The organism is Vreelandella sp. V005 (assembly GCF_052645115.1).
This window is the reverse complement of the sequence record NZ_JBQXYA010000003.1, coordinates 183,194-207,389: the sequence shown is the minus strand read 5'-3', so window position 1 is coordinate 207,389 and position 24,196 is coordinate 183,194. Positions and strand designations below refer to the sequence as shown.

Annotated in this window: 23 protein-coding genes and 1 riboswitch; of the genes, 12 read left to right on the top strand and 11 right to left on the bottom strand. The window is 55.1% G+C overall.

Going from position 1 to position 24,196, the window contains the following annotated elements; translation table 11 throughout:
* The first annotated feature begins 212 nt into the window (after positions 1-212).
* Positions 213-1,151 carry a diguanylate cyclase gene (locus ACUN8H_RS09570; RefSeq protein WP_445531911.1) on the top strand — a complete coding sequence of 313 codons (939 nt, stop codon included), beginning with the start codon at positions 213-215 and terminating at the stop codon, positions 1,149-1,151.
* Here ACUN8H_RS09570 and ACUN8H_RS09565 read toward each other — a convergent pair.
* From ACUN8H_RS09565 to ACUN8H_RS09555, 3 genes are all read right to left on the bottom strand, one after another.
* On the bottom strand, positions 1,148-1,909 hold the full coding sequence (locus ACUN8H_RS09565; RefSeq protein ID WP_445531910.1) for an SDR family NAD(P)-dependent oxidoreductase: 762 nt from the start codon (positions 1,907-1,909) through the stop codon (positions 1,148-1,150). The two genes, ACUN8H_RS09570 and ACUN8H_RS09565, sit on opposite strands and share 4 nt — an antisense overlap.
* 162 nt (positions 1,910-2,071) lie before the next feature.
* Complete coding sequence (locus tag ACUN8H_RS09560) at positions 2,072-3,334, bottom strand: D-amino acid dehydrogenase (RefSeq protein ID WP_445531909.1); 1,263 nt, start codon at positions 3,332-3,334, stop codon at positions 2,072-2,074.
* A 166-nt stretch (positions 3,335-3,500) separates the two neighbouring features.
* A riboswitch (glycine riboswitch) is annotated at positions 3,501-3,602 on the bottom strand.
* Positions 3,603-3,720: 118 nt separating this feature from the next.
* A complete protein-coding gene (locus ACUN8H_RS09555; RefSeq protein WP_445531908.1) occupies positions 3,721-5,394 on the bottom strand; it encodes an isovaleryl-CoA dehydrogenase in 1,674 nt (557 codons plus the stop codon).
* A 207-nt stretch (positions 5,395-5,601) separates the two neighbouring features.
* Here ACUN8H_RS09555 and ACUN8H_RS09550 point away from each other — a divergent pair, with 207 nt between their 5' ends.
* From ACUN8H_RS09550 to ACUN8H_RS09540, 3 genes are all read left to right on the top strand, one after another.
* Positions 5,602-5,895: a hypothetical protein gene (locus ACUN8H_RS09550; RefSeq protein WP_008959277.1), complete on the top strand. Its 294-nt coding sequence runs from the start codon at positions 5,602-5,604 to the stop codon at positions 5,893-5,895.
* 21 nt (positions 5,896-5,916) lie between these two features.
* On the top strand, positions 5,917-6,213 hold the full coding sequence (locus ACUN8H_RS09545; RefSeq protein WP_445531907.1) for a YciI family protein: 297 nt from the start codon (positions 5,917-5,919) through the stop codon (positions 6,211-6,213).
* 204 nt (positions 6,214-6,417) lie between these two features.
* Entirely contained in the window at positions 6,418-6,945 is a 528-nt protein-coding gene (locus tag ACUN8H_RS09540) for an HPP family protein (RefSeq protein WP_445531906.1), read from the top strand.
* Positions 6,946-6,947: 2 nt separating this feature from the next.
* On the opposite strand, the gene ACUN8H_RS09535 is transcribed toward ACUN8H_RS09540, so the two are convergent.
* Positions 6,948-7,520 (bottom strand): gamma-glutamylcyclotransferase, encoded by a 573-nt coding sequence (locus ACUN8H_RS09535; RefSeq protein ID WP_445531905.1) that lies wholly within the window; start codon positions 7,518-7,520, stop codon positions 6,948-6,950.
* Between the two features lie 128 nt (positions 7,521-7,648).
* Between ACUN8H_RS09535 and ACUN8H_RS09530 the strand changes: the two genes are divergently transcribed.
* Together ACUN8H_RS09530 and ACUN8H_RS09525 are read left to right on the top strand one after the other, a co-directional pair.
* Entirely contained in the window at positions 7,649-8,503 is an 855-nt protein-coding gene (locus tag ACUN8H_RS09530) for a sirohydrochlorin chelatase (RefSeq protein WP_445531904.1), read from the top strand.
* Positions 8,504-8,599: 96 nt separating this feature from the next.
* Positions 8,600-10,189 (top strand): ABC-F family ATPase, encoded by a 1,590-nt coding sequence (locus ACUN8H_RS09525; protein WP_445531903.1) that lies wholly within the window; start codon positions 8,600-8,602, stop codon positions 10,187-10,189.
* 14 nt (positions 10,190-10,203) lie between these two features.
* Here ACUN8H_RS09525 and ACUN8H_RS09520 read toward each other — a convergent pair whose 3' ends face one another.
* The 7 genes from ACUN8H_RS09520 to ACUN8H_RS09490 all read right to left on the bottom strand — a co-directional run bounded on the left by ACUN8H_RS09520 (position 10,204) and on the right by ACUN8H_RS09490 (position 17,150).
* On the bottom strand, positions 10,204-10,797 hold the full coding sequence (locus ACUN8H_RS09520; RefSeq protein ID WP_445531902.1) for a cell division protein ZipA C-terminal FtsZ-binding domain-containing protein: 594 nt from the start codon (positions 10,795-10,797) through the stop codon (positions 10,204-10,206).
* Between the two features lie 330 nt (positions 10,798-11,127).
* Positions 11,128-12,246, bottom strand: coding sequence for an alkene reductase (locus ACUN8H_RS09515; RefSeq protein WP_445531901.1), 1,119 nt, complete (start codon positions 12,244-12,246; stop codon positions 11,128-11,130).
* Positions 12,247-12,414: 168 nt separating this feature from the next.
* Entirely contained in the window at positions 12,415-12,786 is a 372-nt protein-coding gene (locus ACUN8H_RS09510) for a hypothetical protein (RefSeq protein ID WP_445531900.1), read from the bottom strand.
* 155 nt (positions 12,787-12,941) lie between these two features.
* Positions 12,942-14,129 carry a M24 family metallopeptidase gene (locus ACUN8H_RS09505; RefSeq protein ID WP_445531899.1) on the bottom strand — a complete coding sequence of 396 codons (1,188 nt, stop codon included), beginning with the start codon at positions 14,127-14,129 and terminating at the stop codon, positions 12,942-12,944.
* 69 nt (positions 14,130-14,198) lie between these two features.
* Positions 14,199-14,939 (bottom strand): TSUP family transporter, encoded by a 741-nt coding sequence (locus ACUN8H_RS09500; protein ID WP_445531898.1) that lies wholly within the window; start codon positions 14,937-14,939, stop codon positions 14,199-14,201.
* A 10-nt stretch (positions 14,940-14,949) separates the two neighbouring features.
* Entirely contained in the window at positions 14,950-15,630 is a 681-nt protein-coding gene (locus ACUN8H_RS09495) for a transglycosylase SLT domain-containing protein (RefSeq protein WP_445531897.1), read from the bottom strand.
* Positions 15,631-15,731: 101 nt separating this feature from the next.
* Positions 15,732-17,150: an aminotransferase-like domain-containing protein gene (locus ACUN8H_RS09490; protein ID WP_445532176.1), complete on the bottom strand. Its 1,419-nt coding sequence runs from the start codon at positions 17,148-17,150 to the stop codon at positions 15,732-15,734.
* A gap of 234 nt (positions 17,151-17,384) precedes the next feature.
* Between ACUN8H_RS09490 and ACUN8H_RS09485 the strand changes: the two genes are divergently transcribed.
* The 6 genes from ACUN8H_RS09485 (at position 17,385) to ACUN8H_RS09460 (ending at position 24,126) form a co-directional block, all read left to right on the top strand.
* Positions 17,385-18,800, top strand: a complete 1,416-nt coding sequence (locus ACUN8H_RS09485; protein ID WP_445531896.1) for an APC family permease — start codon at positions 17,385-17,387, stop codon at positions 18,798-18,800.
* Positions 18,801-18,830: 30 nt separating this feature from the next.
* Positions 18,831-20,282, top strand: a complete 1,452-nt coding sequence (locus tag ACUN8H_RS09480; protein ID WP_445531895.1) for an NAD-dependent succinate-semialdehyde dehydrogenase — start codon at positions 18,831-18,833, stop codon at positions 20,280-20,282.
* An 11-nt stretch (positions 20,283-20,293) separates the two neighbouring features.
* Entirely contained in the window at positions 20,294-21,565 is a 1,272-nt protein-coding gene (gabT, locus tag ACUN8H_RS09475) for a 4-aminobutyrate--2-oxoglutarate transaminase (RefSeq protein WP_445531894.1), read from the top strand.
* 411 nt (positions 21,566-21,976) lie between these two features.
* Positions 21,977-22,462: a hypothetical protein gene (locus ACUN8H_RS09470; protein ID WP_445531893.1), complete on the top strand. Its 486-nt coding sequence runs from the start codon at positions 21,977-21,979 to the stop codon at positions 22,460-22,462.
* 114 nt (positions 22,463-22,576) lie between these two features.
* Positions 22,577-23,305: a hypothetical protein gene (locus tag ACUN8H_RS09465; protein WP_445531892.1), complete on the top strand. Its 729-nt coding sequence runs from the start codon at positions 22,577-22,579 to the stop codon at positions 23,303-23,305.
* A gap of 89 nt (positions 23,306-23,394) precedes the next feature.
* A complete protein-coding gene (locus tag ACUN8H_RS09460) occupies positions 23,395-24,126 on the top strand; it encodes a hypothetical protein (protein WP_445531891.1) in 732 nt (243 codons plus the stop codon).
* Positions 24,127-24,196: the final 70 nt, after the last annotated feature.

Genomic DNA, 24,196 nt, shown 5'->3' with positions numbered 1-24,196 from the left:
AGTTAGGTCTGCCTAGATAGCCTGAGTTATGTTAACAAACTGTAATAAATAATAGTATTAGCGTAATTTTGGTGTTAAACACAGTGTTAAATCTCGCGGTGGGAAGGGTGAGCACCCCTGTAGACGTGTCATCGGTGCTGATACCTGTCAATATGCTGGCTTCCATGCAGGCATATGTCCGCGCGGCTATTCCACAGGGATGAGGAAATAGAATGTACCAGCACTATGCGCGTCCACGGTCGGACGCAGATGGCGAGCGGCCTGGCCACGCAGTGGCGATTCTGAGCGTGCAGGAAGGCTCGCCAGAGATCCACATCGTTGATGTTAATACTGATTATCAGCGTTTATGGGGTGGCAGCCGCGAGTCGTGGTTGGGCTCTCCGCCTGTTATCGTTCAACAGGAGGCCGCTAACCGCCAGATTTTTGCTCAGTTGCATGAAGCACTCCATCCGCTAAAAGACAGCTCCGACGGTACCTTTGAAGGCATTAGTGGTGGTGAAGTATCCCGCCATAATGACGGCAAGCGTCGCCATATCGAGTGGCGGATTACGGCCATGGGGGCATGCCACAACGGGCAGTGTACGCTGGTGTTAACTCAGCGTGATGTTACGGAACAAATGGAAAAAGAGGCTCAGCTCGAGCGCTTGGCGACGACCGATATGCTGACCGGGCTGGTTAACCGATCGCAGTTCGATACCGTGCTGAAAAGCGAGCTAAATCGCCACGATCGCTACTCACGTCCGCTTTCCTTAATCATGCTTGACCTGGATTATTTTAAAGATATAAACGATAACTATGGTCACGACGTCGGTGATCAAGTGTTGATAGAACTTACCCACCTGCTTAAGCGTAACTTGCGTAAAGCAGACTGCTGCGCGCGCTGGGGCGGTGAGGAGTTTATGTTATTAGCCCCTGAAACTTCGCTTGAGCAAGCGGTAAGGCTAGCCGATAAAATCCGCAGTACCATTAAGCACGCTGTTTTTCCCATTCAAGGCAGCGTTACCGCAAGTTTTGGTGTGGTCGAGGTGCATCCGCAAGAGTCGCTCAAAAGTGTTATGAAACGCGCCGATAACGCCCTGTACTTTGCGAAAGATAAAGGGCGTGACCGAGTATCCTCAGGCGGTTTGTTGTCCTCTGCGAAGCAGGCTTAAGCAGGGTCGCGATCAATGGCGAAGGCTGACCATGCTTGACGTACCGACATAATTTCCAAGCGATTGATATTGATATGGGGTGGCAAGGTGGCTAGGTAGTAAAGCTGCTCTGCAATATCTTCCGCTTGGAGCGGCGTTGTACCTCTATACAGTGCGTCTGACGCGGTCTGATTCCCCTTGGTTCTCACCAGCGTAAACTCGGTTTCCGCCATGCCAGGGGCTAGGTCCGTCACGCGCACGCCTGTTCCCAGTAGGTCGCAGCGCAAGTTATAGCTAAACTGCTGAACAAACGCTTTTGACGCCCCATACACATGCCCGCCCGGATAGGGCCACTGGCCCGCGACTGAGCCGAGATTAAGAATGCTCGCGCCTTCGCTGTTTTTGAGTAACAGCGGTAATGCTGCGTGGGTGACGTTAACTAACCCGGTGATATTGGTATCGATCATGGTGTGCCAATCCTGCAGCGCCACCTTTTGCGCGGGCTCCGGCGCTAACGCCAAACCGGCATTGTTAATGAGGCAGGTCAGCGGCAGGAATTTTTCCGGCAGGTTGCTAATACTGTCAGTGACGGCGTCGCTATCGCGGACGTCCAGCGCCAAGGTGAGTACGGGTACCTGCTGGCTCAACTCTTTTTCCAGCGCCTCTAATCGCTCCTTGCGGCGTCCGGTAAGAATCAATGACCAGCCTGCTTTGGCGAAGCGCTGTGCCGCCGCTTTACCAAACCCCGAAGTAGCTCCTGTAATAAGTACGCTAGGCATAGTGAAACTTCCTTGGTTGTTAGAAAGGTATTGGACCTTTATTAATAGACCATATTTATAATAACCATTGGAACCCTATCCCAACTGTCGGCGCCAGCGATTTTTCATGGTGACTAGCTCGGTGGGGCTATCACTGGCTGCCGTTAAGGTGTGGATTGGAGGCTACAGGGGCCGCGGCTGGGTGGCTTGCTGAGTGCTGTTTTTATCCTCCACCGCATCCGCCAGCATATCGGCGGTAATCGCAGAGAGTGTCCAGCCCAGATGGCCGTGGCCGGTGTTATAGAACACCGTGGGTAATTTGCCGGGGCCGACCTTAGGCAGCATGTTGGGAAGCATCGGGCGTAGGCCCGCCCAGGGCACTACGCGGCGGGTGCTAACGCCGGGGAAACACTCTTCCACCCAGCGGATTAGCGGGCGGATGCGGTTGTCGCGGATATCGCGATTGAAGCCGTTGAATTCGGCGGTACCCGCGATGCGAAAGCGTTCATTGCCCAGGCGGCTGGTCACCAGTTTGGTTTCATCATCGAGTAGGCTCACGGTAGGCGCTGCCTGCTGAGAGGCAGCGTCATCAAGCTGCACGGTAATCGAGTAGCCTTTGACCGGGTAGATATTGACTCGATCACCCAGCTTGGCAGCCAGGGCGCGACTGCCCACCCCGGCGCAGACCACCACGCTATCGAACGTTTCCCGCACCGGTTCAGCGTCAGCCTCGCCTTCAATGGTGGCGGTGATCCAGGCGTGTTGTTCGTCCGCGCCGAGATCCTGCACGCTGTGGCCATACTTAAGCGTTACGCCGCGGCGCTCGGCGGCTTGCGCCAAGCCGTGGGTAAACTTATGGATATCCCCGGTGGCGTCGCTTTCAGTAAAGAAGCCGCCGTAGTAGTTGCCTGCTAGCGTCGGCTCGATGGTACGCATTTCGTCAGGCGTTACCGCGCGGCGTTCTAGGCCTCCTTTGCTGAGCAGTCTGGAGACCTTGGCGGCGTGGTCATACCCCGCTTTATCGCGGTAAATATGCAGAATGCCTTTCTGCTTTAAATCAAAATCGATTTGCTCTTCCTGCGCCCACTGAAACAGATGCTCGCGTGCTGCAATGGCCAGCCGCGCGGTCTCGGTGGTGTTGGCAGAGTAGCGGGGGATCGAGGCGATAAATTCGCCAAACCAACTAAGTTTGTGCCAGCTCGGGCGGGGATTGACCAGCAGCGGGGCGTCGTTTCTGAGCATCCAGCGCAGGCCTTTGATCACGGTGGGCCAGTGGTTCCATACCTCGGCATTCGAGGCCGAGAGCTGACCGCCGTTGGCGAACGAGGTTTCCATGGCGGCGTAACGATGCTTTTCAAACACGGTGACGTGATAGCCACGTTTGGCCAGGGCGTAAGCGCTGGTAATGCCGGTGATACCGCCACCGATAACGGCAATGCGTTGCATGAGTTTCTCCAGATTGTATGAGCGTCGGGGATACCCGCCTAACGGCGTAGCTGCTGCTGGGCGTACCCCTTCCGTCATGGAACCTGAGAGATTCACGTGCCCGTTGGGCGCGCTTGCTCCTTCGGTGGGCTGAGTGACGCAGTCATCAGCCGCTCTTCGGAAAGTGAGGGTAATAGCGGTCCGGTTGCCTGAGAGTTTCCGGGGCAGTTGCTCCTTCGGCGCTGGCGTCATCCTTGTGAGATGCGCCAAGCTCTCCCGCTACTACTTTGCTGCTTCTTATTTTAAGACTAGCAATTTTAACGCGAACAGTTTTAACGTGATTAGTTTTAGCATGAAATCCGACCAAGGTCGCGAATGCTTATTCTACGCGGCTCACTCCAAGGCGTTTATTCCACGGGTCGGGCACGCTCAATAATCGCCGCGCAATCGAGTCCAGTAGGTAGCGTGCCTGTATTGAGGCCACTGCGATCAGTCAGCCGGCCAGCGCAGAATGCATCGGCCACATAAGAAGGGGCGTGCTGCACCAGCAGGGCGCCCTGTAACGCGATGGCCATGCCATCCGCTAGTTGGCGGGCGCGGTACTGGAGCGCTTGATTATCCTGCATCTCACGCTTTAATTGGCCAATAAAGCGGTCAAGATGTTCATTAGCGCCCTTTGAAAGGGCAATTTCGGCAAAGAAGGCATCGAGCACCTCGGGCTGCTTTTCAATCGCGCGCAGGATATCTAGACACTGCACATTGCCACTGCCTTCCCAGATGGCGTTGATGGGCGATTCTCGGAACAGGCGCGCCATTATATGGGTCTCCATGACGCCGCTACCACCAATCACTTCCATTGCCTCGTAAGCGTGGTGGGGCGTGCGCTTGCAGATCCAGTACTTGCCCACCGGGGTGGCGATTCGCGACAGCAGGCGCTCGTGCTCATCGTCTTGATGATCCATGGCGCGGGCCATGCGCAGCATCAGGGTGGTGGCGGCTTCGCTCTCGATGGCAAGATCGGCGAGCACGTTCTGCATCAGCGGCTGTTCGCTTAGGCGCGCCCCAAACGCCTGGCGATGGGTCGCGTGATGAATCGCTTGAGCGGTGGCCTGGCGCATTCCAGCGGCTGAACCAATCATGCAGTCGTAGCGAGTCATGGCGACCATCTCAATGATGGTACGCACGCCGCGGCCTTCTTCGCCCACCATCCAGGCAAAGGCGCCGCGCAGTTCCGTTTCGCTGGAGGCATTCGCCACATTGCCCATTTTGCGTTTTAGCTGCTGTATATGGAGCGGATTCTTGCTGCCATCGGGTCGCCAGCGTGGCAGTAGAAAACAGCTCAAGCCGCCGGGCGCCTGAGCGAGTACCAGAAAAGCGTCGCACATCGGCGCCGAGACAAACCATTTATGCCCTACCAGCTCGTAGGCCTCGCCCGGCCCGCCTTGATCAATCGGGTAGGCGCGAGTGGTGTTAAGGCGCACATCGGAGCCGCCTTGTTTTTCAGTCATGGCCATACCAACAGTGACGCCCTGTTTCTCGAAATAGGGCACGTTGCGCGGGTCATAATGCGGGGCGGTAATCTTATCTCCCCATTCTTTGAGCAGATTGGGCTGGTGGCGAAGCGCAGGCAGAGCGGCAAAGGTCATGGTAATCGGGCAGCCATGCGCTGCTTCCACCTGTGTTTGGAGAAAGTAGCGGGCGGCTCGGGCAACGTGGGCACCGGCCTGAGGATTTTGCCAGGGACTGGCGTGCAAACCGTGCTCAACCGCCGATTGCATAAGCTGATGGTAGGCGGGATGAAACTCGATCAAATCGACCCGGTGGCCTTGCCGGTCATGGGTTAACAACTGCGGTGGGTGGCGATTGGCTTCAAAACCCAAGGCAATCGCCTGGGCAGACCCTGCCCACTGGCCAAAGGTTTTGAGCGCACTATCGTCATTCGCCTCGCTTTCGCGTTTGACACCCTCTTGCAGCGCGCGATCAGTGGTGTAGCTATTATAGTTCTCCAGCGGCGGAGGCTGGTTCTCTACTCGGTGCGTGCTGGCTTGGAGCCGGTCGGCAAGGGGATAGTGATGAGTCATGAGGAACACCTGAGGCGTGGCGTCGATAATGGTGATTATTTAAACGATCGTTTGGTGCCTTTTATACTAGTCGCTTGATATAAAGGGTGCGAAAAATTCAGCGGCCAGAGGAGGGGCGTGCGTTCTGCTTTGCTCAGCCACTGCATTTAACCGACAATGCTGCTTATTCCTTCTCAGCCCTAGGTATGATCAATGCAATCAAACGCGATGCAGGCAAACGGCTTTTTTGACGAAATCGGCGAAACTATCGGCGAAGCCATCCGCGTGGTGGTGGAGTTTCTGTTAGGTATTTTCACCAATTTCTTTGGTGCCTTTGGTGATTTTATCGATGGCCTAACCCGTTCTCTGGGAATCAATGATTCTTTTTTTAGCATTGCCGTGCTGGTCGTTGGCCTATTAATTCTGTTTGGCGGCGTACGTGCATTTCTGCGCGGCTCGCTGATAGGGGGTATATTTCGTACCTTATTGGGGTTGTTTATTCTTTCGTGGTTGATGATGTAGACACACTGAGAGGTGTATTAAATGAAGCAATATGCGTTGGTTGCCTACGATTACACCGATGAAGGTGCCTTGGATCGCCGTTTGGCTTGTCGCGGGCCGCACCTGGAAGGACTCCGTAGTCTGTATCGGTCGGGTAATTTCGTAAGTGGTGGGGTAGTGCTGAACGAAGAAGGTAAAATGATCGGTTCAAATGCACATTTCAGATTTGCCTCTCGAGAAGATTTAGAGGCTTGGCTGGCGCAAGAAATTTATATGACTGAGCGTGTCTGGGAGCAGATCAATATATGCGAAGTTAAGCTGTTTGATCCCTCTATGTAGCATGAAGAACAGGCCTGGGTATTGTTTATAAAAAATGTCATAAAACAATGCCCTTGTTTCTCATCTTAGTTAACACCCCATAGCGCTAATGATGATCAATCGCGTTGCCCTTGAGTTAGTTTCATCCAAGGCATGATGGATTGTCATTTGCTTATTTGGTGCATTTTGGCATCATTTGCACTCATTTTGTGCAAAGCGAGTGTCATGAAAACTTATCTTGGCAAGATGCGGGGGCAGCCAGTTAAGCGTGCCCGAGTAGGCTGGCAAGATGCTTTTTGGTCATGGGTGGGTGCTTTCACCGGGATGGCGGTCATTTGCTGGCTCAGCGCGGCGTGGCTGTCGCAGCAACTGCTCATTGTCGGCTCCTTTGGCGCAACGTCGGTGTTGATTTATGCGGCGCCGGAAAGTCCCTTTGCCCAGCCAAGCCATGTGCTGTTCGGCAGCGTTTTATCGGCGGGTCTTGGCGTTGCTTGCTATCAATTACTGGGGGCGACGCCTCTCTCAATGTCATTGGCCGTGTCACTGTCGATACTGGTCATGCAACTGACCCACACGGTTCACCCGCCGGGAGCCGCGGCAGCTCTGATTGCGGTAGGGGGCGGGGCCAGCGTTCACCAGTTAGGCTGGTGGTACCCGCTTTTACCGATAGGGGCCGGGAGTGTGGTCATGCTGGTCATCGCCATACTGGTCAATAACCTTGCCCGGCATCGTCGTTATCCCCGGTACTGGTAATATCAAACGCGGCTGAGTTGCTCCTCCAGCGCGAAGATATGGGCATCCTCTGCGTCTAGTTCGCGTAGAGCAGCCGCTAGGTTGATTAGGTACTCTTTATTGGGGCCGCTGGGACCGTGCGCATTAGCGATTTGTAACGCTATTTCGGCCAGCGGCGCCTCACCCAGAAAGGCCGGGTTATCTTCGCTGGCGAGATATATAAGCCCTTCGCTCTGTTCAGGCGTTTCGCTGCAGCCATCGGTAAACGTCAGGGGCACCTTCTCCCGTAGATAGCCGTTTTTCTCTCGAACATCTAGCGGAGCTAGTACTTCCGACGTAATCCGGTAGGCCATGCCATGGCACACTGCTCCCTCCGCGGGAATCAAGGTTACGACACGTCCTGGCGATTCAAGCGTACCGCGATGGTCGTGGGAGCCTTGCCAAAATCGCCGTTCCCAGCCGTGTATAAACGCCGGGCGACGCTCTAGATAGGCAAAGTCTGCCTTCCAGATCAGTGAACCGTAGCCAAATAGCCAAATAGCCTCATGACCATCGAAGAAATTTCTTTGCTGATTAAGCGCAGTGGTATCAAGCATGGTTATCAAGCAACATAGCGTCGTCAAATAGCATAGCGAACAGCCCATTTTTGAAAACAGCTATCTTATCATGTCAGCCATGATCACTTATTGGCTCACTCTCACCACCACAACGGGCGAAGACAATCATGCGTGCAATTTTTCTGGTCGATAACGGCTCGCTACGCCCCCAGGCAACGCTTAATTTACGCCGCGTGGCCGCTTCGCTTAGCGAGTTGATAGGCGAAACCGTCCAGGCGGCTTCGCTGCTGCACTCCAATAAGATCCCTGTGGAAGAGGTCGATGGTATTCCTGCCACTACGCTTGGTCCTGCCGCTGAACGCAGTGCCGAACAAGGGGCAACGGAAATTATCGTGCTGCCGTTCTTTTTCGGCCCCAGTAAGGCCCTGACCGGCTACCTGCCTGAACGTATGGCCACGTTGCAAGCGCGTTTTCCCCATGTGAAGGTGCGGGTAGCCCAGCCCTTGGTGGATGAGTTGGGTGATAATGACCTGCGTTTAGCCCACCTGCTGGCCGACAACGTGCGCGAGAAGCTTCGATCTGGTGCTAAGCCGCATGTGGCACTGGTGGATCACGGCAGCCCAATCCCGGACGTCACCGCCGTACGTAACCGCTTAGCGGGGCAGCTTAGCGTGTTGCTAGCCGACGAAGTAGCGTGTGTTGCCGCTGCCTCCATGGAGCGCCGTGATGGCGATGAGTATCGTTTTAACGAGCCACTGTTGGAAAATTTGCTGACGTTACCTGAGTTCAATGCAGGCCCGGTTATTCTGGCCATGTTGTTTCTTTCGCCAGGCCGTCATGCGGGCGAGGATGGCGATATCGCTGAAATATGCGCAGCGGCTGAACAGCAGCATCCAGGGCTTTGTGTGACCACGACCAAGCTGGTGGGTGAACATCCGATTAGCGTCGATATTCTGGCAACTCGTTTACGCCAAGCGCTTGATGATCAACGCTTTCTAATCGATATCCCGGCAATCGCCTGATATGACGAAAGTCTGATGGGTGAATACCCGTCCAATAGCGCGTAGAATCGCGAGCCTTTCTATTACTGTCAATGACATGCTAACCGGGCTCTTTTTGTGATCGCAACCGCCAATATCACCATGCAGTTTGGGGCTAAGCCCCTGTTTGAAAATGTCTCCGTTAAATTCAATAACGGCAATCGCTACGGCCTGATTGGCGCGAACGGCTGCGGCAAATCCACCTTCATGAAAATTCTTGGTGGCGATTTGGAGCCTTCATCCGGCCAGGTGATGCTGGATAGCAGCACGCGGTTGGGTAAGTTGCGCCAGGATCAGTTTGCGTTTGAAGATGAGCGGGTGATCGACACTGTTATCATGGGCAATGTCGAACTGTGGTCGGTCGCCGCCGAGCGCGAGCGTATCTACTCGTTGGCAGAGATGAGCGAAGAGGACGGCATGGCCGTTGCTGACCTGGAAGTGCGCTTTGCGGAGCTGGACGGTTATACGGCCGAGTCCCGTGCGGGTGAGCTGTTGCTGGGTTTAGGCATTCCCATTGAGCAGCACACCGGGCCGATGAGCGAAGTCTCCCCCGGTTGGAAGCTGCGCGTACTGCTGGCCCAGGCGCTGTTCTCAGACCCCGATGTACTGCTGCTGGATGAGCCCACCAACCACCTGGATATCAACACCATCCGCTGGCTGGAAGATATTCTTAAAGCGCGCAGCAGCACCATGATCATCATCTCTCACGACCGCCATTTTCTGAACAGCGTCTGTACGCATATGGCGGATCTGGATTACGGTGAAATCACCCTATTTCCCGGCAATTACGATGACTACATGACCGCCGCCACCGCGGTTCGTGAGCGCCAGCACTCTGATAACGCCAAGAAAAAGGCGCAGATTGCCGAGCTGCAGCAGTTCGTTAGCCGCTTCTCAGCCAACGCCTCGAAGGCCAAGCAGGCGACCTCACGGGCACGTCAGATCGATAAAATCAAGCTGGAAGATATCAAACCTTCCAGCCGCGTAAGCCCCTTTATCCGTTTTGATCAGGCTAAGAAGATTCACCGTAATGCCGTCAACGTGGACGGCATCACTAAAAGCTATGACGGCGAGAAGCCGCTGTTCGAACGTCTTTCCATGACTGTAGAAGCCGGTGAACGCATTGCGATTATCGGCCCCAATGGCATCGGTAAAACCACGCTGCTGAAAACCTTGGCAGGCGAGCTACACCCGGACGCGGGTGAAGTGAAGTGGACCGAAGCTGCAGAGGTGGGCGTTTTTGCTCAGGATCACAGCCATGATTTTGCCGTCGATGCGACGCTGTTTGAGTGGATGTCGGCCTGGACGCAAGGCGGCGAACAGGTGGTTCGCGGCGCTCTGGGGCGGATGCTGTTTTCCAGCGACGATATTGGTAAATCGGTGAAGGTGATTTCCGGTGGTGAGCAGGGGCGTATGCTGTTTGGTAAGTTAATCCTTACTCAGCCTAACGTGATGTTGATGGATGAACCGACCAACCACCTGGATATGGAGTCGATTGAGGCGTTGAACCTAGCGCTGGAAAACTACCCCGGTACGCTGCTGTTTGTGAGCCACGACCGTGAGTTCGTCTCGTCACTCGCCACGCGCATTATCGATATGCAGCCGGAAGGCATTGTCGATTTCAGCGGCAGCTACGATGATTACCTGCGCAGCCAGGGGGTCGTGTAACCAGAAAAGGGCCGCTAGCCAATAATGCGCTCAAAGGTGTCATCGGTAGTGGGTTCGCGCTCCGCATTAAGCATGGCACCGCTAAAGTGCGTCTGCATTTCCTTGGCGAGTTCTACGTAGACGTACATTTGCTGATTGCGTCGCTTGTGCAGCGGCGGCTTTACTAACAGGCTAATGCCTTTAAGGGGGGCATGTGTTTCACCACGGAGTAGGTCAGGCATTTCGCCGGGTGGAAAGGCGTTGGTAATGGTAATTGGGTTGGCGGGTTGCTGCCCGTCAATCAAAAATATCTTTTTGATTGAGTCATAACGGGCACCTTTTTCTCGCAACCATTCGGTCAGGCGCTCATCCGAACGCTCACTAGGCTGATCGAAAATAATAAAAAGAGAGTGCTGCTTTATACCGCTATTGCGCTTCGCGGGTGTGGTGGATTCAGGTTGCTCCGGCGGGCTTTCAGTTTGAAAAGTGACTGAGTTAGCGGCGGCCTCTTTCGCTGCACGCCGTCGTCGACGCCAGGGAACAATGACATAAATAAATATTGCTATCGCGAGAGCACCCAATACCAGCGATACGAAGGAGAGTAATATGATGGTGGTCGTACGATCCATATTCTCAAAAACCCTTTGTTGTTTTAATGAGTAATTAAACGCTAATTAACCGATGAATAGTGGGTTAATGGTTAACGCAAGTAACACCCAGAGCTAGTAAGGCATACTATTAGCCATCAGGCCGAAAACGGACACCGGTGCTGGCGGTAGGACCTACTAATAATATGGGGGCCACTAGCACCAAAATTTAATTTAGCATCCATCGTCTTTTTTTAAAACGAAATAATCAGCAATCTATTGATGCTAACTCACTATTAAGTATTAAAAAAGCATCACCGAAGTGATGCTTTTTAGCCAAAATAATTCAGCTGTCAGCCAAACGTATGCTGTTTAGCTCGTACGATCATAACCGTTATTCATAAATGGGTAGTCGGTATAGCCTTTTTCGTCACCGCCGTAGAACGTTTCGTGGTTTGGCTCGGTGAGTGGCGCGCTAACGCGGAAACGCTCGGGTAAGTCAGGGTTGGCGATATAGGGGCGACCAAACGCAACGGCGTCAGTGGTGTTTTCGCTAATGCGGGCCTCGGCGCGCTCGGCGTCGTAGTTGCCGCAGTAGATCAGGCTGCCGCTAAAGCGTTCGCGCATCTGTTCACGGAAACCTGCAGGGAAAGTGATATCGCCGCCGGCCCAGTTGGGCTCGTTCAGGTGTAGGTAGGCCAGCCCACGCTTGGAAAGCTGATCGGCCATGTAGAACGCCATCGCTTCCGGCTCATCATCGGTCAACCCAAATAGCTCGATAAATGGCGTCATGCGGATGCCGACCCGGTCAGCACCGTAAACGTCAATCACCGCATCAACCACTTCCAGCGGGAAGCGGGCACGATTTTCCAGCGAGCCGCCATACTGGTCGGTACGCTTGTTGGTGCCAGTCGCCAGGAACTGGTTAAGCAGGTAAGCGTTCGCCGCGTGGACTTCGACCATATCGAATCCCGCGCGCTTGGCGCGTTCGGCCGCTTGGCGATAGTCCTTGACGATACCGGGAATTTCATCGGTTTCCAGCGCGCGCGGTGTGCTGGTGGGGTGCTGACCAGCGGTGCCGTCTTCAAACTCGACGAAACACTGCGCGCCTTCGCCTTTTAACGCGCTAGGGGCAACGGGTTGTTGGCCGTCCGGTTGAACCATTTCGTGGGAAACGCGCCCAACATGCCACAGCTGTAGCGCCATGCGACCGCCTTTGGCGTGCACAGCATCAACCACGCCTTTCCAGCCCGCTTCCTGCTCGTCAGTCCAGATGCCCGGCGTATACACGTAGCCACGCGCAGTGGGGGAGATGTTGGTGGCTTCGCTGATGATCAGCCCAGCGCCAGCGCGCTGCCCATAATAGGCTTCCTGTATTTGGCCTGGCACGCTGTCAGGCGTACGCGCACGGGTCAGCGGCGCCATGATGACGCGGTTAGGAATTGATAGGCTGCCCAACTGGGTTGGGGTAAACAGCGTTTCATACGCCATAGAGTAAAACTCCTTTTGAAGCAGTGGGTATCATCGTGGCAAACAGAATAGACCAGTTTACTAGTAAGCGCCAACGACGATGCTATGCCCTTGTAGATGGGGACGTGATGGGCAAAACAAAACCCCGACAATCAAATAGGCGGGGTTAGGGTCAGCTTGGGTTGTTTATTACAGCTTCATCCAAGGCCAGCGGCGCTTAGCAGGCGTATCGATTTGGCCGATGGCGCTTGAAAGCGGCAACATAATGGCACCTAACTGGCGATAGCAAACGGCGCTGTTCAGCACCCCGGGGCACTGCTTTAGCAGCAGGTCGCACTGCTGCGAAGCGAGATAGAGCTGTTCGGTAACGGGCAGGGCAAACAGCGGCTTGGACTGCTGGCAGCAGCGGGTTAGCTCCCGCGATAGCAGGGAGAGCATACTGGTATCCAGCCAGCAGGGCAGCGGGTCTTCCAGGCGACCAGCAATGGAGTGCTGCACCGCTTCAAACGAGGTGCGTAAAAACATGACTGTTTGGCGAAGTTGCCGCTGCTCGCTCGTCATCCCACTTGTCCCTCACCTGGTGACTGTCGATGGGTATAGAGGCCATCACCTATACGTTAAAATAAAGAGAGTGTTTCTCATTTGCATCTTTAGCGACAATAGCGCTCCTCTATAGGCCTGTCAATGCTGTGGCTATCGGGGCTGCGAGCTTAATGTTAGCCGTGCGCCTCAAACAGCTGCCAGTCGTTACTAGTCAGCGGCTTGGCTCCCTGCTTGGTCACCACCACGGTATCGCTGATGCCGACGCCCCACTGGCCGGGCACACGAAGGCAGAGCGGTAAATGAAAGACCATATTCGCTTCAAAGGTGTGCGACTGACCTTTGGCGATAAAGCCAGTGCCCTCCACCCAGCTAGGCGGAAACTGCGCGCCCACGGCGTAGCCAAACACGCCGGAGAAAAAATACTGGTCGCGCTGCGGGGCGAGTAAAGCATCAGCCGCCTGGGCGGCGGCATCGAAACTATTGCCGGGCCGCATGGCGTCGCAAAGCGCCTCGAATATAGAACGGCAAAGGTCGCGGGTGGCTGAGAGGGCAGCGTTGGGAGTGCCGGTCACCGCGGTACGCATCATGGGGGCTGTGTAGCGCTGATACGCGGCGCCAAACTCCAAGAACACAGGTTCGTTAGGCTGAATCACGCGCCGCTTATGATTGACGTGTATCACACCAATGCGGTGTCCGCTGGTCACGATCGGCTGCAGGCTCATGAACTCGCTGCCGTTTTCCAGCAGCGCTTTAGCGCCGATAGCCGCAATATCGTTGTCAGTCATGCCTGGTTTAATGCTCTGAATCGCCGTCTCTAAACCGAGTGCCGTGATACGGGCACTCTCTTGCAGCATCTCTAGTTCAGCAGGGCTTTTCACAATTCGAATGGCGTCGACTAGCGCGCCTGCTTCGCTGAAGCGTTCGCGACCAATGGCCTGCATGAGCGCATCGATTACCCCAAAGCGCAGCCCGCTGCTCCAGCCGTCTATACCGATGTGCTGACAAGGGGTAAGCAGATCCGCCAGCGGGGTGATGATTTCATCCAGGTTTTCCCAGCGGTAGCCGATAATCTCATCGACCCGAGCGGTGACCACCGCCGCACCGGTTTCAATGGAGGCAACTTGCAGCACTAACCGCTCTTGCGTGCAGACCAAACAGGCATGAACTGAGACTTCAAAGGTGTGGTAGCCAGTGAGGTAGTTAATATCCGCAGGATCGGTGAGCAGCAATGCATCCAGGCTCTGTGCCGACATCGCCTGACGCACCTTGTCCAGGCGCGCTTGGTATTCGGCAGCCGGAAAGGGCACTTCACTCTGGGCAAGTGTTTCAGTCAGGGCTTTGCGATAGTGATGATAATCCATAGCGACCTCCGTTGATGGCTATGGTCAGTATAGGCATCAACAGCAAGCCCGCTTTTATCGCCCTCAACGCTAGCGGGTGAGCAGGAATATCCCTTGTGCAAAGTAGAAAACGCCAATGCCGGTCACGATCCAGCGGGTCCAGGTGCGGAAGTTGGCATCGGTGAGGCGGTGTAAAATGCGGTTCCCCGCTTGCGTGCCGAGCATGGCAAACGGGGCGGCTAGCAATACGATACCCCATTCGCCCGCGCTAAGTGCCATGGCAGCACCCAGGTAGAAGATGATTTTAATGCTATGAGCCACCACTTGAATCATCGCCTTGGTGGCCACCACTTGGCGGCGATCCATGCGTGAGCGCACAAAGAAAATATCGATGAGTGGCCCGGAAACCCCAGCGGCAATGGTTAACCCGCCTGATGCAATGCCGCAGCAAAATGCATGACTGGCGCGATTGGCATTGAGATGAAACCAGCGCTTGGGCAGCCACACCAGTATTGGCAGCAGGCCAATCAGTAGCGAGACGCTGGCGGCATTGGGGCTGTAGTTGAACAGTAATAGCAGGCCAGCGGCGCTCAACACGCCCAGCGCCATGAAAGCGACGATGCGCCAGACGATATAGCCCCGCGAGAGCCAAGCGCGCGACCCATTGGCCGTGAGCTGTATCACGCCATGCACAGCCATCGCCGTGCCCGCAGGAAATACCAACAGCAGAAACCACAGCAGCACCAAGCCGCCCGCCATCCCAAATACGCCGGAAAGCATCGAGGTGAAAAACACCACGCTGACCAGCGCCACACCCATCCATAGTGACATCGTTTATCCCTTAACTACGGCAAAATGGCCAAACCTGGTAAAACTTGCGGCACTGAAACTCTGCTTCACAGCTGTTGAGTTGGGCTTGGTAACGATTAGCGCGCGCCGCCACTTCTCGACCCGCCCTCAAAACCTGCGGTTTGCCCCGATACGTGCCGCGTTGATAGCCACCGGCCCCTTCATGATACGCGTAATAAAGGTGTTCAGGGTTACTCAGCGATATTCCCGCCTGCTGTTGGGAAAGGCGGTTGTACCAACCAATAAAGTCGGTGGCATGCTTCATATGCGTTCGCCGTGCAAATAGGCTACCCGCTTGGTCTTCATATTCGCCCCATACCGGGTCCTGTGCTTGGGCATACCCCTTGGCTGATGAAGGGCGTGGGCCGGGAATAAAGCCCAGGTAGTATTTACGATCCGGACGGATATGGCTACGAAACGAGGACTCTTGCTGAATAAACGACATCTGAGTCGCAATCGGCGTGCCCCATTTCTGCTCGGACTCCTGGGCGTAGTCGTACCAACTGGGCTGCTCGCGGAATATCTCACAGACATTGGTTTGATCTTGGGGTGGGTTGGGGGCGAAAGTGGCGCAGCCAGAGAGCAGCAGCACAAAAGCCAGTGATGCCCAAAGGCGTAGGCGAGCGAACGCATTTGAAGAGACAACGGTAAAACGATCAACAGCGCAGCGCATAAATGTCCTTGTGGATATGCTCTTGTGAATAAGCTATTCAAAGCTTGTGGATAAGGTGTTGAAAAGCACTTTGTTCACCATCAATGAGCTATCAGTAACGCCTAGCGCAGTAGTGCTTCCAGGCTGCGACGCAAGCGCTGTGCTTCACGTACTAGCGTTTCCCCTGACAGCATGCCGACGCCCATCACCAAACCGACCCTCGGATCGATTGGCGCGCAAACCGGGCTTAAAGGGCGCACGATTAGGTGCTCTTTCAGCAGTGATTGGGCTATTCCCACATCGTTGATGCCCGGCGCAAACTCAACGCAAAGGCTGATCGCGCTGCTGGGCGGTGAAACGCTGCGTACTTGCGGCAGCGAGCGCAGCTGGTCATGCAGTACCTGCTGACGCCCTAAATAGTCGCGCTGGATGCGCCGGCACCAAGCATCCAGGTCGCCATCAAAAATAAACTGGGCCAGTACGGCTTGATCCAGCATACGCCCTTCGCGGAAAAGCTCGCTGCGCAGGCGGTTCATCGGCGCCGCCAAGTGGCGTGGAACCACTAAATAACCCAGCCGCAGCCCCGGAAACATCATCTTGGAAAACGATCCTACCAGCAAGTGACGCTCTGATTGGGGCGAAAAGAGCAGGTTAGGGTGGTCGTCGCGATTGAACTCATAATCATCCTCGACAATATAAGCGGGTGATAAGGCATCGCATAAGCGCTGCTTATCGGTGGCGCTGGTGGGCACGCTGAGTGGGTAGTGATGTGAGCCGGTTAGGTAGGCCAGCTTCACCGGGGCAGCAATAGGCGGAAGGTTGTGCCCCTGCTCTGGCAGCCACGGCACTGCTTCAATGTTCAAACCAGCCGCGGCAAATACGTTGCGCGCCCCCCAGTAGCAGGGCGATTCCATGGCAATGGTGTCACCCACGTCCGCCAGCGCCATGGCACACAGCTCAATGCCATTATGGGTGCCGTCGGTAATGATGATCTGCTCAATATCACAATCAAGGTTACGCCAGCGCGCTAGAAAATCGCGAATGGCGCGCTTTAGCGGGCCGTAGCCGCCAGTGGAGTAAGAGAGCAGCAGGGCATTTTGCGGCACCGTTACGCTTGAGTAGAGCTGGCGCCACTTACGCATCGGGAACTGGGCGATATCAGGAATGCCGGGCACGAACGCGCCGCTTTGAATCATGCTGGCACCAGGGCCATCCAGCACCCGCTGGGCGCGGGATGAGAGCTCGGCGTTGCCGGGCAAGGGTGAGTAAGGGGTAACCGGTCTGCTGGTCCAGGTGCCTTGGCCGTGGGCTGTTTTCAGCAGTTGCTCTTCCAGCAGCGTACCGATGGCAAGGGCGAGGGTTTGACGGGCGACGTTGATCGCCTCGGCCAACACGCGATGCGAGGGCAAGCGCAGCCCGCTCGGCCACTGCTGGGTAATGGCTTGGCGCAGCGCTTGCTCGATTCGCACCTGCTTACTTAGCCGCTCCGGTTGGAGTGCATAAAGTTGCAAAAATTGGTGCAAGACCTGCTGGCGATCCATATCAACGCCTCCTTCTCGCGTGAAGCCCGCCATCGCCAGGCGTTTAGACGAAAGCATAAGGTAAAAAGCGCACCCTTATGGTGCGTTTTGAAAGTGGTCTAGTCGAACGTCAGAGTGGTGCATTCGCGTTATGGCCCCCGCCTGCTAGCGTATAACTATTCCGCCACTGGAATCAGCATACCGCGCCCCTCAGCGCCCACGACAACATCTAATAACTCGCAGGACACTTTTATAATGACGACTCCTTCATCAGAACAGGATGGGCTTGTCCGGGTACTCGCCCGTGGCGACGTTTTAGCGTTGGCTTTTGGTGCGATGATCGGCTGGGGCTGGATAGTATTAACCGGCACCGCGATTCAGTCCGCTGGCAGTCTAGGCGCCATTATAGCCTTTATTATCGGTGGTTTAGCGATCGTGTTGGTCGGCCTGACCTACGCGGAGCTAGCCGCTGCCATGCCCAAAGTCGGCGGTGAACACGTTTACAGCTACCGCGCTCTGGGTCATTGGCCCTCTTTTCTCTGCACCTGGGCGATCATTTTAGGCTATTTGAGTGTGGTCGCGTTTGAAGCGGTGGCCCTTCCCACGGTGATTGAGCACCTCGCGCCCAACTATGCGGTCGGTCATCTATGGACCATTGCCGGTTGGGAAGTCAAAGCCACCTGGGTAGCGGTAGGCGTTGGCGGTTCACTGGCCATGATGGTGATTAACTACTTCGGTGTAACGACCGCCGCATTGCTGCAAAAGGTAGTGACCGGGCTGATTCTGCTAGTGGGCGTGATGTTCGTTACCGGTTCGCTGTTTGAAGGTGAAACCATCAACATGCTGCCGCTATTTACTCAGGCGGATACCGGCGTGTTCGCGGGCATCGTCGCGGTGCTGGTCATGGTGCCGTTCCTGTTCGTGGGTTTTGACGTCATCCCCCAGGCAGCGGAAGAGATCAACTTGCCCTACAACGCCATCGGCAAAGTGCTGATGATGTCGGTCATTCTGGCAGTGGTGTGGTACGCGCTGATTATTCTGGCCACCAGCCTGGCGCTCGATAGCACCGCGCTGGCGGCAAGCTCACTGAGCGTGCCGGATGCCATGGGTAGCCTGTTCAACGCCGCGTGGGCCAGCAACTTAATGGTGATGGCGGGTATTGCAGGCATTATTACCAGTTGGAACGCTTTCTACATTGGTGGCTCACGGGCGATTTATGCCCTCGCTAAAGCCGGCATGCTGCCTGCACCGTTTGCCAAGTTGCACCCGCGCTATAGAACCCCGACCAACGCCATTTTCATGATGGGCTTTCTCTCTTGCCTGGCGCCCTTCTTTGGCCGACCTGCGCTGGTGTGGATCGTTAACGCCGGTGGCTTGGGCATCGTGCTGGCTTACCTGTTTGTGGCGATCTCCTTCATGGTGCTGCGCGTTCGCGAGCCGGACATGCCACGTCCGTTCAAAGTTAGCAACGGCAAGCTGTGCGGCACCTTAGCGGTCTTACTCTCTTTTGGTATGGCGTGCCTCTACCTGCCCGGTAGCCCGGCGGCCCTGAGCAGTGCGGAATGGACCATTTTTGCCGGCTGGGCGGTTTTAGGCTTGGCGTTATATATCCATGCACTGCGCACCTATGGTCGTGATTACAGCGACCGTCATATGAAGATGGATCTGTAAGTCTTTCACCTCGTTACCTAGGAGCCATGTATGAGCTTTATCGAACAGTGGTTACATGATGCAGTACCTGCCCTGGTGGGCAGCGAGTGGCGCAAAGGTCAGCAGAGCTTTGCCGTCGATAACCCCGCCACTGGCGAGACCATTGCCCGCGTGGCCGAGATGGGCGCCGATGACACTCGCGACGCTGTAGCCGCCGCTTACGAAGCAGGCGCTGCCTGGCGCGCCACGCCCGTCAAACAGCGCTCGGCCCTGCTGCGCCGCTGGTTTGAACTGATCAATGAGCACGCCGACGACCTGGCCCGCCTGATGACCCTAGAGCAGGGTAAGCCGCTGGCAGAAGCCAAAGGCGAAGTCACCTACGGCGCCTCGTTTATCGAGTTCTTCGCCGAAGAAGCCAAGCGCATGGCGGGGGAAACCCTGCCCAGCCACGGCGCGGACAAGCGCCTGCTGGTGCTGCGCGAGCCGGTCGGTGTGGTGGCGGCAATCACACCCTGGAACTTCCCGCTGGCGATGATCACGCGCAAGTGTGCCCCGGCCCTGGCCGCGGGCTGCACCGTGGTTATCAAACCTGCGGAAGCCACCCCGCTTACCGCGCTTGCAGCGGCCTATTTAGCGCTGGAAGCGGGCCTGCCCGCGGGCACCATTAACGTGGTCACCGCTTCCAAACCCGCCGCCGTGGGTGAAGTGCTCACCACTGACCCCCGAGTGCGCAAAGTCTCGTTTACCGGTTCTACCCCGGTGGGCAAACACCTGCTGGCCCAGTGCGCCAGCACGGTGAAGAAAACCGCCATGGAGCTGGGCGGCAACGCACCGTTTATCGTGTTTGACGACGCCGATGTGGATGCCGCTGTTGATGGCGCCATCGCCTCTAAATTCCGCAACGCCGGGCAAACCTGCGTGTGCACCAACCGCTTCCTGGTGCAGGACGGCATTTACGATGCGTTTGTCGAGAAGCTCACCGAGCGCGTGAACGCACTGAAAGTGGGCGATGGCCTGGCAGATGGCAGCATTATCGGCCCGCTCATCAACCAAGCGGCAATCGATAAAGTGCAGCGCCACGTAGACGACGCCCAAGGCAAGGGCGCACGTCTTATGTGTGGCGGCAAACTCCACGCAGCTGGTGAGCGCTTCTATACACCCACTGTGCTGGCCGACGTCACCATCAAGATGACCGTGGCTGATGAAGAGACCTTCGGCCCCGTGGCGCCGGTGTTCCGCTTCAAGAAAGACGAAGAAGCCATCCAGATGGCCAACGACACACCGTTCGGCCTGGCCGCCTACTTCTACGCCACGGATTACCGCCGCATCTGGCGCACCATGGAGCAGTTGGAGTACGGCATGGTCGGCGTCAATGAAGGCTTGATCTCCACCGAGCTGGCGCCGTTTGGCGGCGTAAAAGAGTCCGGGCTGGGCCGCGAAGGTTCTCACCACGGTCTCGATGAATTTACTGAACTGAAATACGTCTGCGTTGGCGGCCTTTAAAGAGAACGATGATGACTAACCAAGAATTGAATGACCTGAAAAACCGCTTCGTGGCCAACGGCGCCGCCACACCGACGACCCAGTTTGCCGAGCGCGCGGAAAACGCCGAGCTGTGGGACGCCGACGGCAACCGCTGGATCGACTTTGCGGGCGGCATTGGCGTGCTCAACCTGGGCCACCGCCACCCGAAAATCGTCGCGGCGGTCGAAGCGCAGCTCAAGAAAGTCATGCACACCAGCGCGGCGGTGATCTCCTACGCCCCTTACGTGCAGCTGTGCCAAAAGCTCTGCGAACTAAGCCCTGTGCGCGGCCCAGAGCGCAAAGCGATGCTGGTCAACACCGGTGCCGAAGCGCTGGAAAATGCCGTGAAGATTGCCCGCGCTGCCACTGGCCGTACCGGCATTATCACTTTCGACGGTGCCTTCCACGGCCGCACCATGATGACGCTGGCGATGACCGGCAAGGTGCTGCCCTACAAGAACGACTTCGGCCCGATGCCGGGCGATGTGTTCCGCGCGCCGTTCCCCAACCCTTTGCACGGCATCAGCGAAGAAGCCTCGCTGAACGCCATTCGCACGCTGTTCAAGACCGATATCGCCCCGCACCGCACGGCGGCCATCGTGATCGAACCGGTACAAGGCGAAGGTGGTTTCTACATCGCCTCGCCGGACTACCTGAAAGCGCTGCGCGCGCTGTGCGACGAGCACGGCATTCTGCTAATCGCCGATGAAGTGCAGTCGGGCTTTGCCCGCACCGGCAAGCTGTTTGCGCTCGAACACAGCGGCATCGAAGCGGACATTCTGACCACCGCCAAGAGCCTCGCCAACGGCATGCCGCTCTCTGCCGTGGTCGGCACCGCCAAAGTGATGGACGCTTCCGGCCCCAACTCCCTGGGCGGCACCTACAGCGGCAACCCGCTCTCTTGCGCCGCGGCGCTGGCAGTGATCGAAGCCATCGAAGAAGAGAACATCCTGGCCCGCAGCGAGCAGATGGGCAAAATGCTGGCCGAGCGTTTCGCCGTATGGGAAGAGCGCTTCCCCGCCGTCGCCCACGGCCGCCAGCTCGGCGCCATGGCCGCGTTTGAACTGCTTGATAGCGACGGCAAGCCAGATACTCAGATGACCGGTGCGCTCTGTGCCAAGGCCCGCGAGAAAGGCTTGATCCTGCTCTCCTGCGGCTTCTACGGCAACAGCATCCGGATTTTAGTACCATTAACCGTCTCTTCTGCGGTGTTGGAAGAGGGCTTGAGCATTATTGAGCAGTCACTGGAAGCGCTTAGCTAATACTCTCCTAAGCATCACCAAGCCCGCCCTCGTCAAACAGCGAAAGCTGTTGGCGATGGGCGGGTTTTTTATGCGTTGAAAGCACAACGCCGAGATGGTCAGTTGCCCTAAGCACCCTGTGCTAATGTGGGTTTGGCAGGATGGGTGAGAAAAGTAGCAAAACGGGTGGCCTCACAACTTGGAGGGGCTGGCAAGTGCAGCAGGAGCGCGAGTTTTGTATTGCCACCTAATAAAAAAAGTTAATACTTATAAGAATCAAAGGATTGGTAGAGTGTGATTGGCTGCATTTATCGGACACCATGCTGGCGCGTTTATCCAATCATAGGATGAGCTGTCTAATACCCCTTAGCGCGCCGGACTTAAGCAATGAGTTAGAAATCAAAAGGCGGATGAAAATGGACTTAAAAGAGTATGAATCATCTTGAGCAGTTGGTAGCGGAATGGTACGAGTTTCGAGGGTACTTCGTCCGTCGTAACGTACAGGTTGGAAAGCGTGTCAAAGGCGGCTATGAATGCGAGCTGGACGTTGTCGCCTTTTGCCCGCAGCGCCAACACCTAGTTCATGTTGAACCCTCTATGGATGCGAATACATGGGCTGTGCGCGAAGCACGCTATGCAAAGAAGTTTGAGGCTGGCAGGAAATATATTCCTGGAATTTTTGCTGGGATAGATTTACCGACAGAGATCGAGCAAATAGCTGTTCTTGGCTTCGCTAGTAACATCAATGTCAAGACGTTGGCTGGCGGGCGTATTATGACGTCCGCCGATTTGCTCTCCGAGATTACCGCTGATATTGGTGGTATGCGCATTGCTAAGGCCGCAATACCGGAGCAGTACCCACTGCTTCGGACTATTCAGTTTGTATATCAACATAGGCACGCAGCGGGGTGGCGCTAACAAACCGATCCTGAGCGATAAAAGTATGTTGGCGTGCCTTTAGCAAAGGGCGCAAAAAATACGCCTACATACTTTCGCGCCAGATCACGGGTATTAGGCGATGGGGGCTTACACATGGGTAGAAAAAGCAGACTGAAACGGGAGCGCCGAGAGCTAAAGGATCATGGACTGTCAGAAAACTCATCTCGGGCGCTTGTTCTGCTTCATCAGCACAACCAATCGGTATATCGGTTCTTTCAGGAGGAATGGCAAGCTGATGCGCTCGCGTGTGGTGATGTTTGGCTAAGTACATTGGAGACGTGCAGAGCTTATGAGAATCCCGAGCAAGGAGACTCCGAAGAGGCTCACGAAACCTACAATTCTGGTCATGCAGTAGGTGGCAGTAGTGATCCGGATTTGGTCGAGATCGCGAGAAGAAGTGGGATTAATATAGGACCAGGGTGCAGCAACATTACATTAAGCAACAATACTAGGAAATCAGTTCTTACTGATGCTTACGTGCTCTGTACAACCACTGAATTTTCGCCTGAAAAATTGGGCGAAACTTTTGGCAGGTACTGCGTTGAAATAACCAATCCTAGACAATTCTTTATTGCCGCATCAGAGGTCATTGAAGGGGTAGCTTCGATTAGAGAAGCTGCAGCTGGAAAAGTGATCTATAAAGACAGGTTCTACACCGGCATGGAGCGGCCGCCCGGGCCACTTGGATTTGTAAAGCCGCCTGACCTTTATGCGAGCCAAAAGGAGTTCAGGCTTTTGTGGATTCCAAAGGAAGCCAATGGGTTAAATCCATTTCTCTTAAAGTGTCCCGAAGTAGGTCACTTGTGTGAACGAATCGCCTAACAATGCGCTGTTGTCTGACAATTTATCCACCGCCTCGTGGCTCCAAAATTGTCGCAAAGCTTGGCCTTAATTGTACACAGGAGGTCTGAATGAGATTGCCATTTACTTGTATGGATTGCACATTTGGCGAAGATAAACTTCCAGTTCCTCCATACCCTACATATGTTGAACTCAAAGATGATGGAAGATACGAGTTCACATGCCCTCAAGGCCACAAAACAGTCACCATTCTACAACAGCAAAAGTTTGAGTTGCTTTTTGAGATAGGTGCATATGCTTTAATTGACGGTTACTACAGGGAATCTGTTGCATCATTCACTGCTGCGCTAGAACGATTCTATGAGTTTTTCGTCCGTGTAATATTTCTTCAAGAGAAACAAGAAGATGGTGCTTTTAACGAAGCATGGAAAATGATGTCTTCTCAATCTGAGCGACAATTAGGTGCTTATATTGCTTCTTATCTTATGGCTTTTAAATCACCGCCGACCCTTTTATCTAATTCAAAGATTAAATTTCGAAATAGCGTAATTCACAAAGGGGTAATTCCCTCCAAGCAGGAAGCAATTCAGTTCGGAGAGGCAATAAGGGATCTTATCAATCCTGTGCTATCGAGATTGATAGAGGAATATTCTGAGGAAGTTCAGCAAGCAACCTTTAATCATCTTATTAATTCAAGAAAGCCAGACGAGCAACAGCCAACTGGAACAATGTCAATGCCGACAATTATTAGCCTTACGAGAAGTAAGGAAGAAGGATCAAAGCCGTTGGAGGAATGCTTAGAAAACCTTCAATGGTGGAGAGATAGATGGCACCACAATTAATAAGTACGAGCATAGGACTCGTATCTGGCCTTTGCAGTAAGCATTACTGAAGCAGTTCGCCACGAATATC

Bases quoted from the DNA above. Each gene is read 5' to 3' on its own strand.
- ACUN8H_RS09535 (WP_445531905.1), bottom strand. From the start codon at position 7,520: ATGCTTGATACCACTGCGCTTAATCAGCAAAGAAATTTCTTCGATGGT.
- ACUN8H_RS09515 (WP_445531901.1), bottom strand. From the start codon at position 12,246: ATGGCGTATGAAACGCTGTTTACCCCAACCCAGTTGGGCAGCCTATCA.
- ACUN8H_RS09565 (WP_445531910.1), bottom strand. From the start codon at position 1,909: ATGCCTAGCGTACTTATTACAGGAGCTACTTCGGGGTTTGGTAAAGCG.
- ACUN8H_RS09540 (WP_445531906.1), top strand. From the start codon at position 6,418: ATGAAAACTTATCTTGGCAAGATGCGGGGGCAGCCAGTTAAGCGTGCC.
- ACUN8H_RS09570 (WP_445531911.1), top strand. From the start codon at position 213: ATGTACCAGCACTATGCGCGTCCACGGTCGGACGCAGATGGCGAGCGG.
- ACUN8H_RS09555 (WP_445531908.1), bottom strand. From the start codon at position 5,394: ATGACTCATCACTATCCCCTTGCCGACCGGCTCCAAGCCAGCACGCAC.
- ACUN8H_RS09485 (WP_445531896.1), top strand. From the start codon at position 17,385: ATGACGACTCCTTCATCAGAACAGGATGGGCTTGTCCGGGTACTCGCC.
- ACUN8H_RS09480 (WP_445531895.1), top strand. From the start codon at position 18,831: ATGAGCTTTATCGAACAGTGGTTACATGATGCAGTACCTGCCCTGGTG.
- ACUN8H_RS09500 (WP_445531898.1), bottom strand. From the start codon at position 14,939: ATGTCACTATGGATGGGTGTGGCGCTGGTCAGCGTGGTGTTTTTCACC.
- ACUN8H_RS09550 (WP_008959277.1), top strand. From the start codon at position 5,602: ATGCAGGCAAACGGCTTTTTTGACGAAATCGGCGAAACTATCGGCGAA.
- gabT (WP_445531894.1), top strand. From the start codon at position 20,294: ATGACTAACCAAGAATTGAATGACCTGAAAAACCGCTTCGTGGCCAAC.
- ACUN8H_RS09510 (WP_445531900.1), bottom strand. From the start codon at position 12,786: ATGACGAGCGAGCAGCGGCAACTTCGCCAAACAGTCATGTTTTTACGC.
- ACUN8H_RS09490 (WP_445532176.1), bottom strand. From the start codon at position 17,150: ATGGATCGCCAGCAGGTCTTGCACCAATTTTTGCAACTTTATGCACTC.
- ACUN8H_RS09545 (WP_445531907.1), top strand. From the start codon at position 5,917: ATGAAGCAATATGCGTTGGTTGCCTACGATTACACCGATGAAGGTGCC.
- ACUN8H_RS09530 (WP_445531904.1), top strand. From the start codon at position 7,649: ATGCGTGCAATTTTTCTGGTCGATAACGGCTCGCTACGCCCCCAGGCA.
- ACUN8H_RS09560 (WP_445531909.1), bottom strand. From the start codon at position 3,334: ATGCAACGCATTGCCGTTATCGGTGGCGGTATCACCGGCATTACCAGC.
- ACUN8H_RS09505 (WP_445531899.1), bottom strand. From the start codon at position 14,129: ATGGATTATCATCACTATCGCAAAGCCCTGACTGAAACACTTGCCCAG.
- ACUN8H_RS09520 (WP_445531902.1), bottom strand. From the start codon at position 10,797: ATGGATCGTACGACCACCATCATATTACTCTCCTTCGTATCGCTGGTA.
- ACUN8H_RS09470 (WP_445531893.1), top strand. From the start codon at position 21,977: ATGAATCATCTTGAGCAGTTGGTAGCGGAATGGTACGAGTTTCGAGGG.
- ACUN8H_RS09495 (WP_445531897.1), bottom strand. From the start codon at position 15,630: ATGCGCTGCGCTGTTGATCGTTTTACCGTTGTCTCTTCAAATGCGTTC.
- ACUN8H_RS09460 (WP_445531891.1), top strand. From the start codon at position 23,395: ATGAGATTGCCATTTACTTGTATGGATTGCACATTTGGCGAAGATAAA.
- ACUN8H_RS09465 (WP_445531892.1), top strand. From the start codon at position 22,577: ATGGGTAGAAAAAGCAGACTGAAACGGGAGCGCCGAGAGCTAAAGGAT.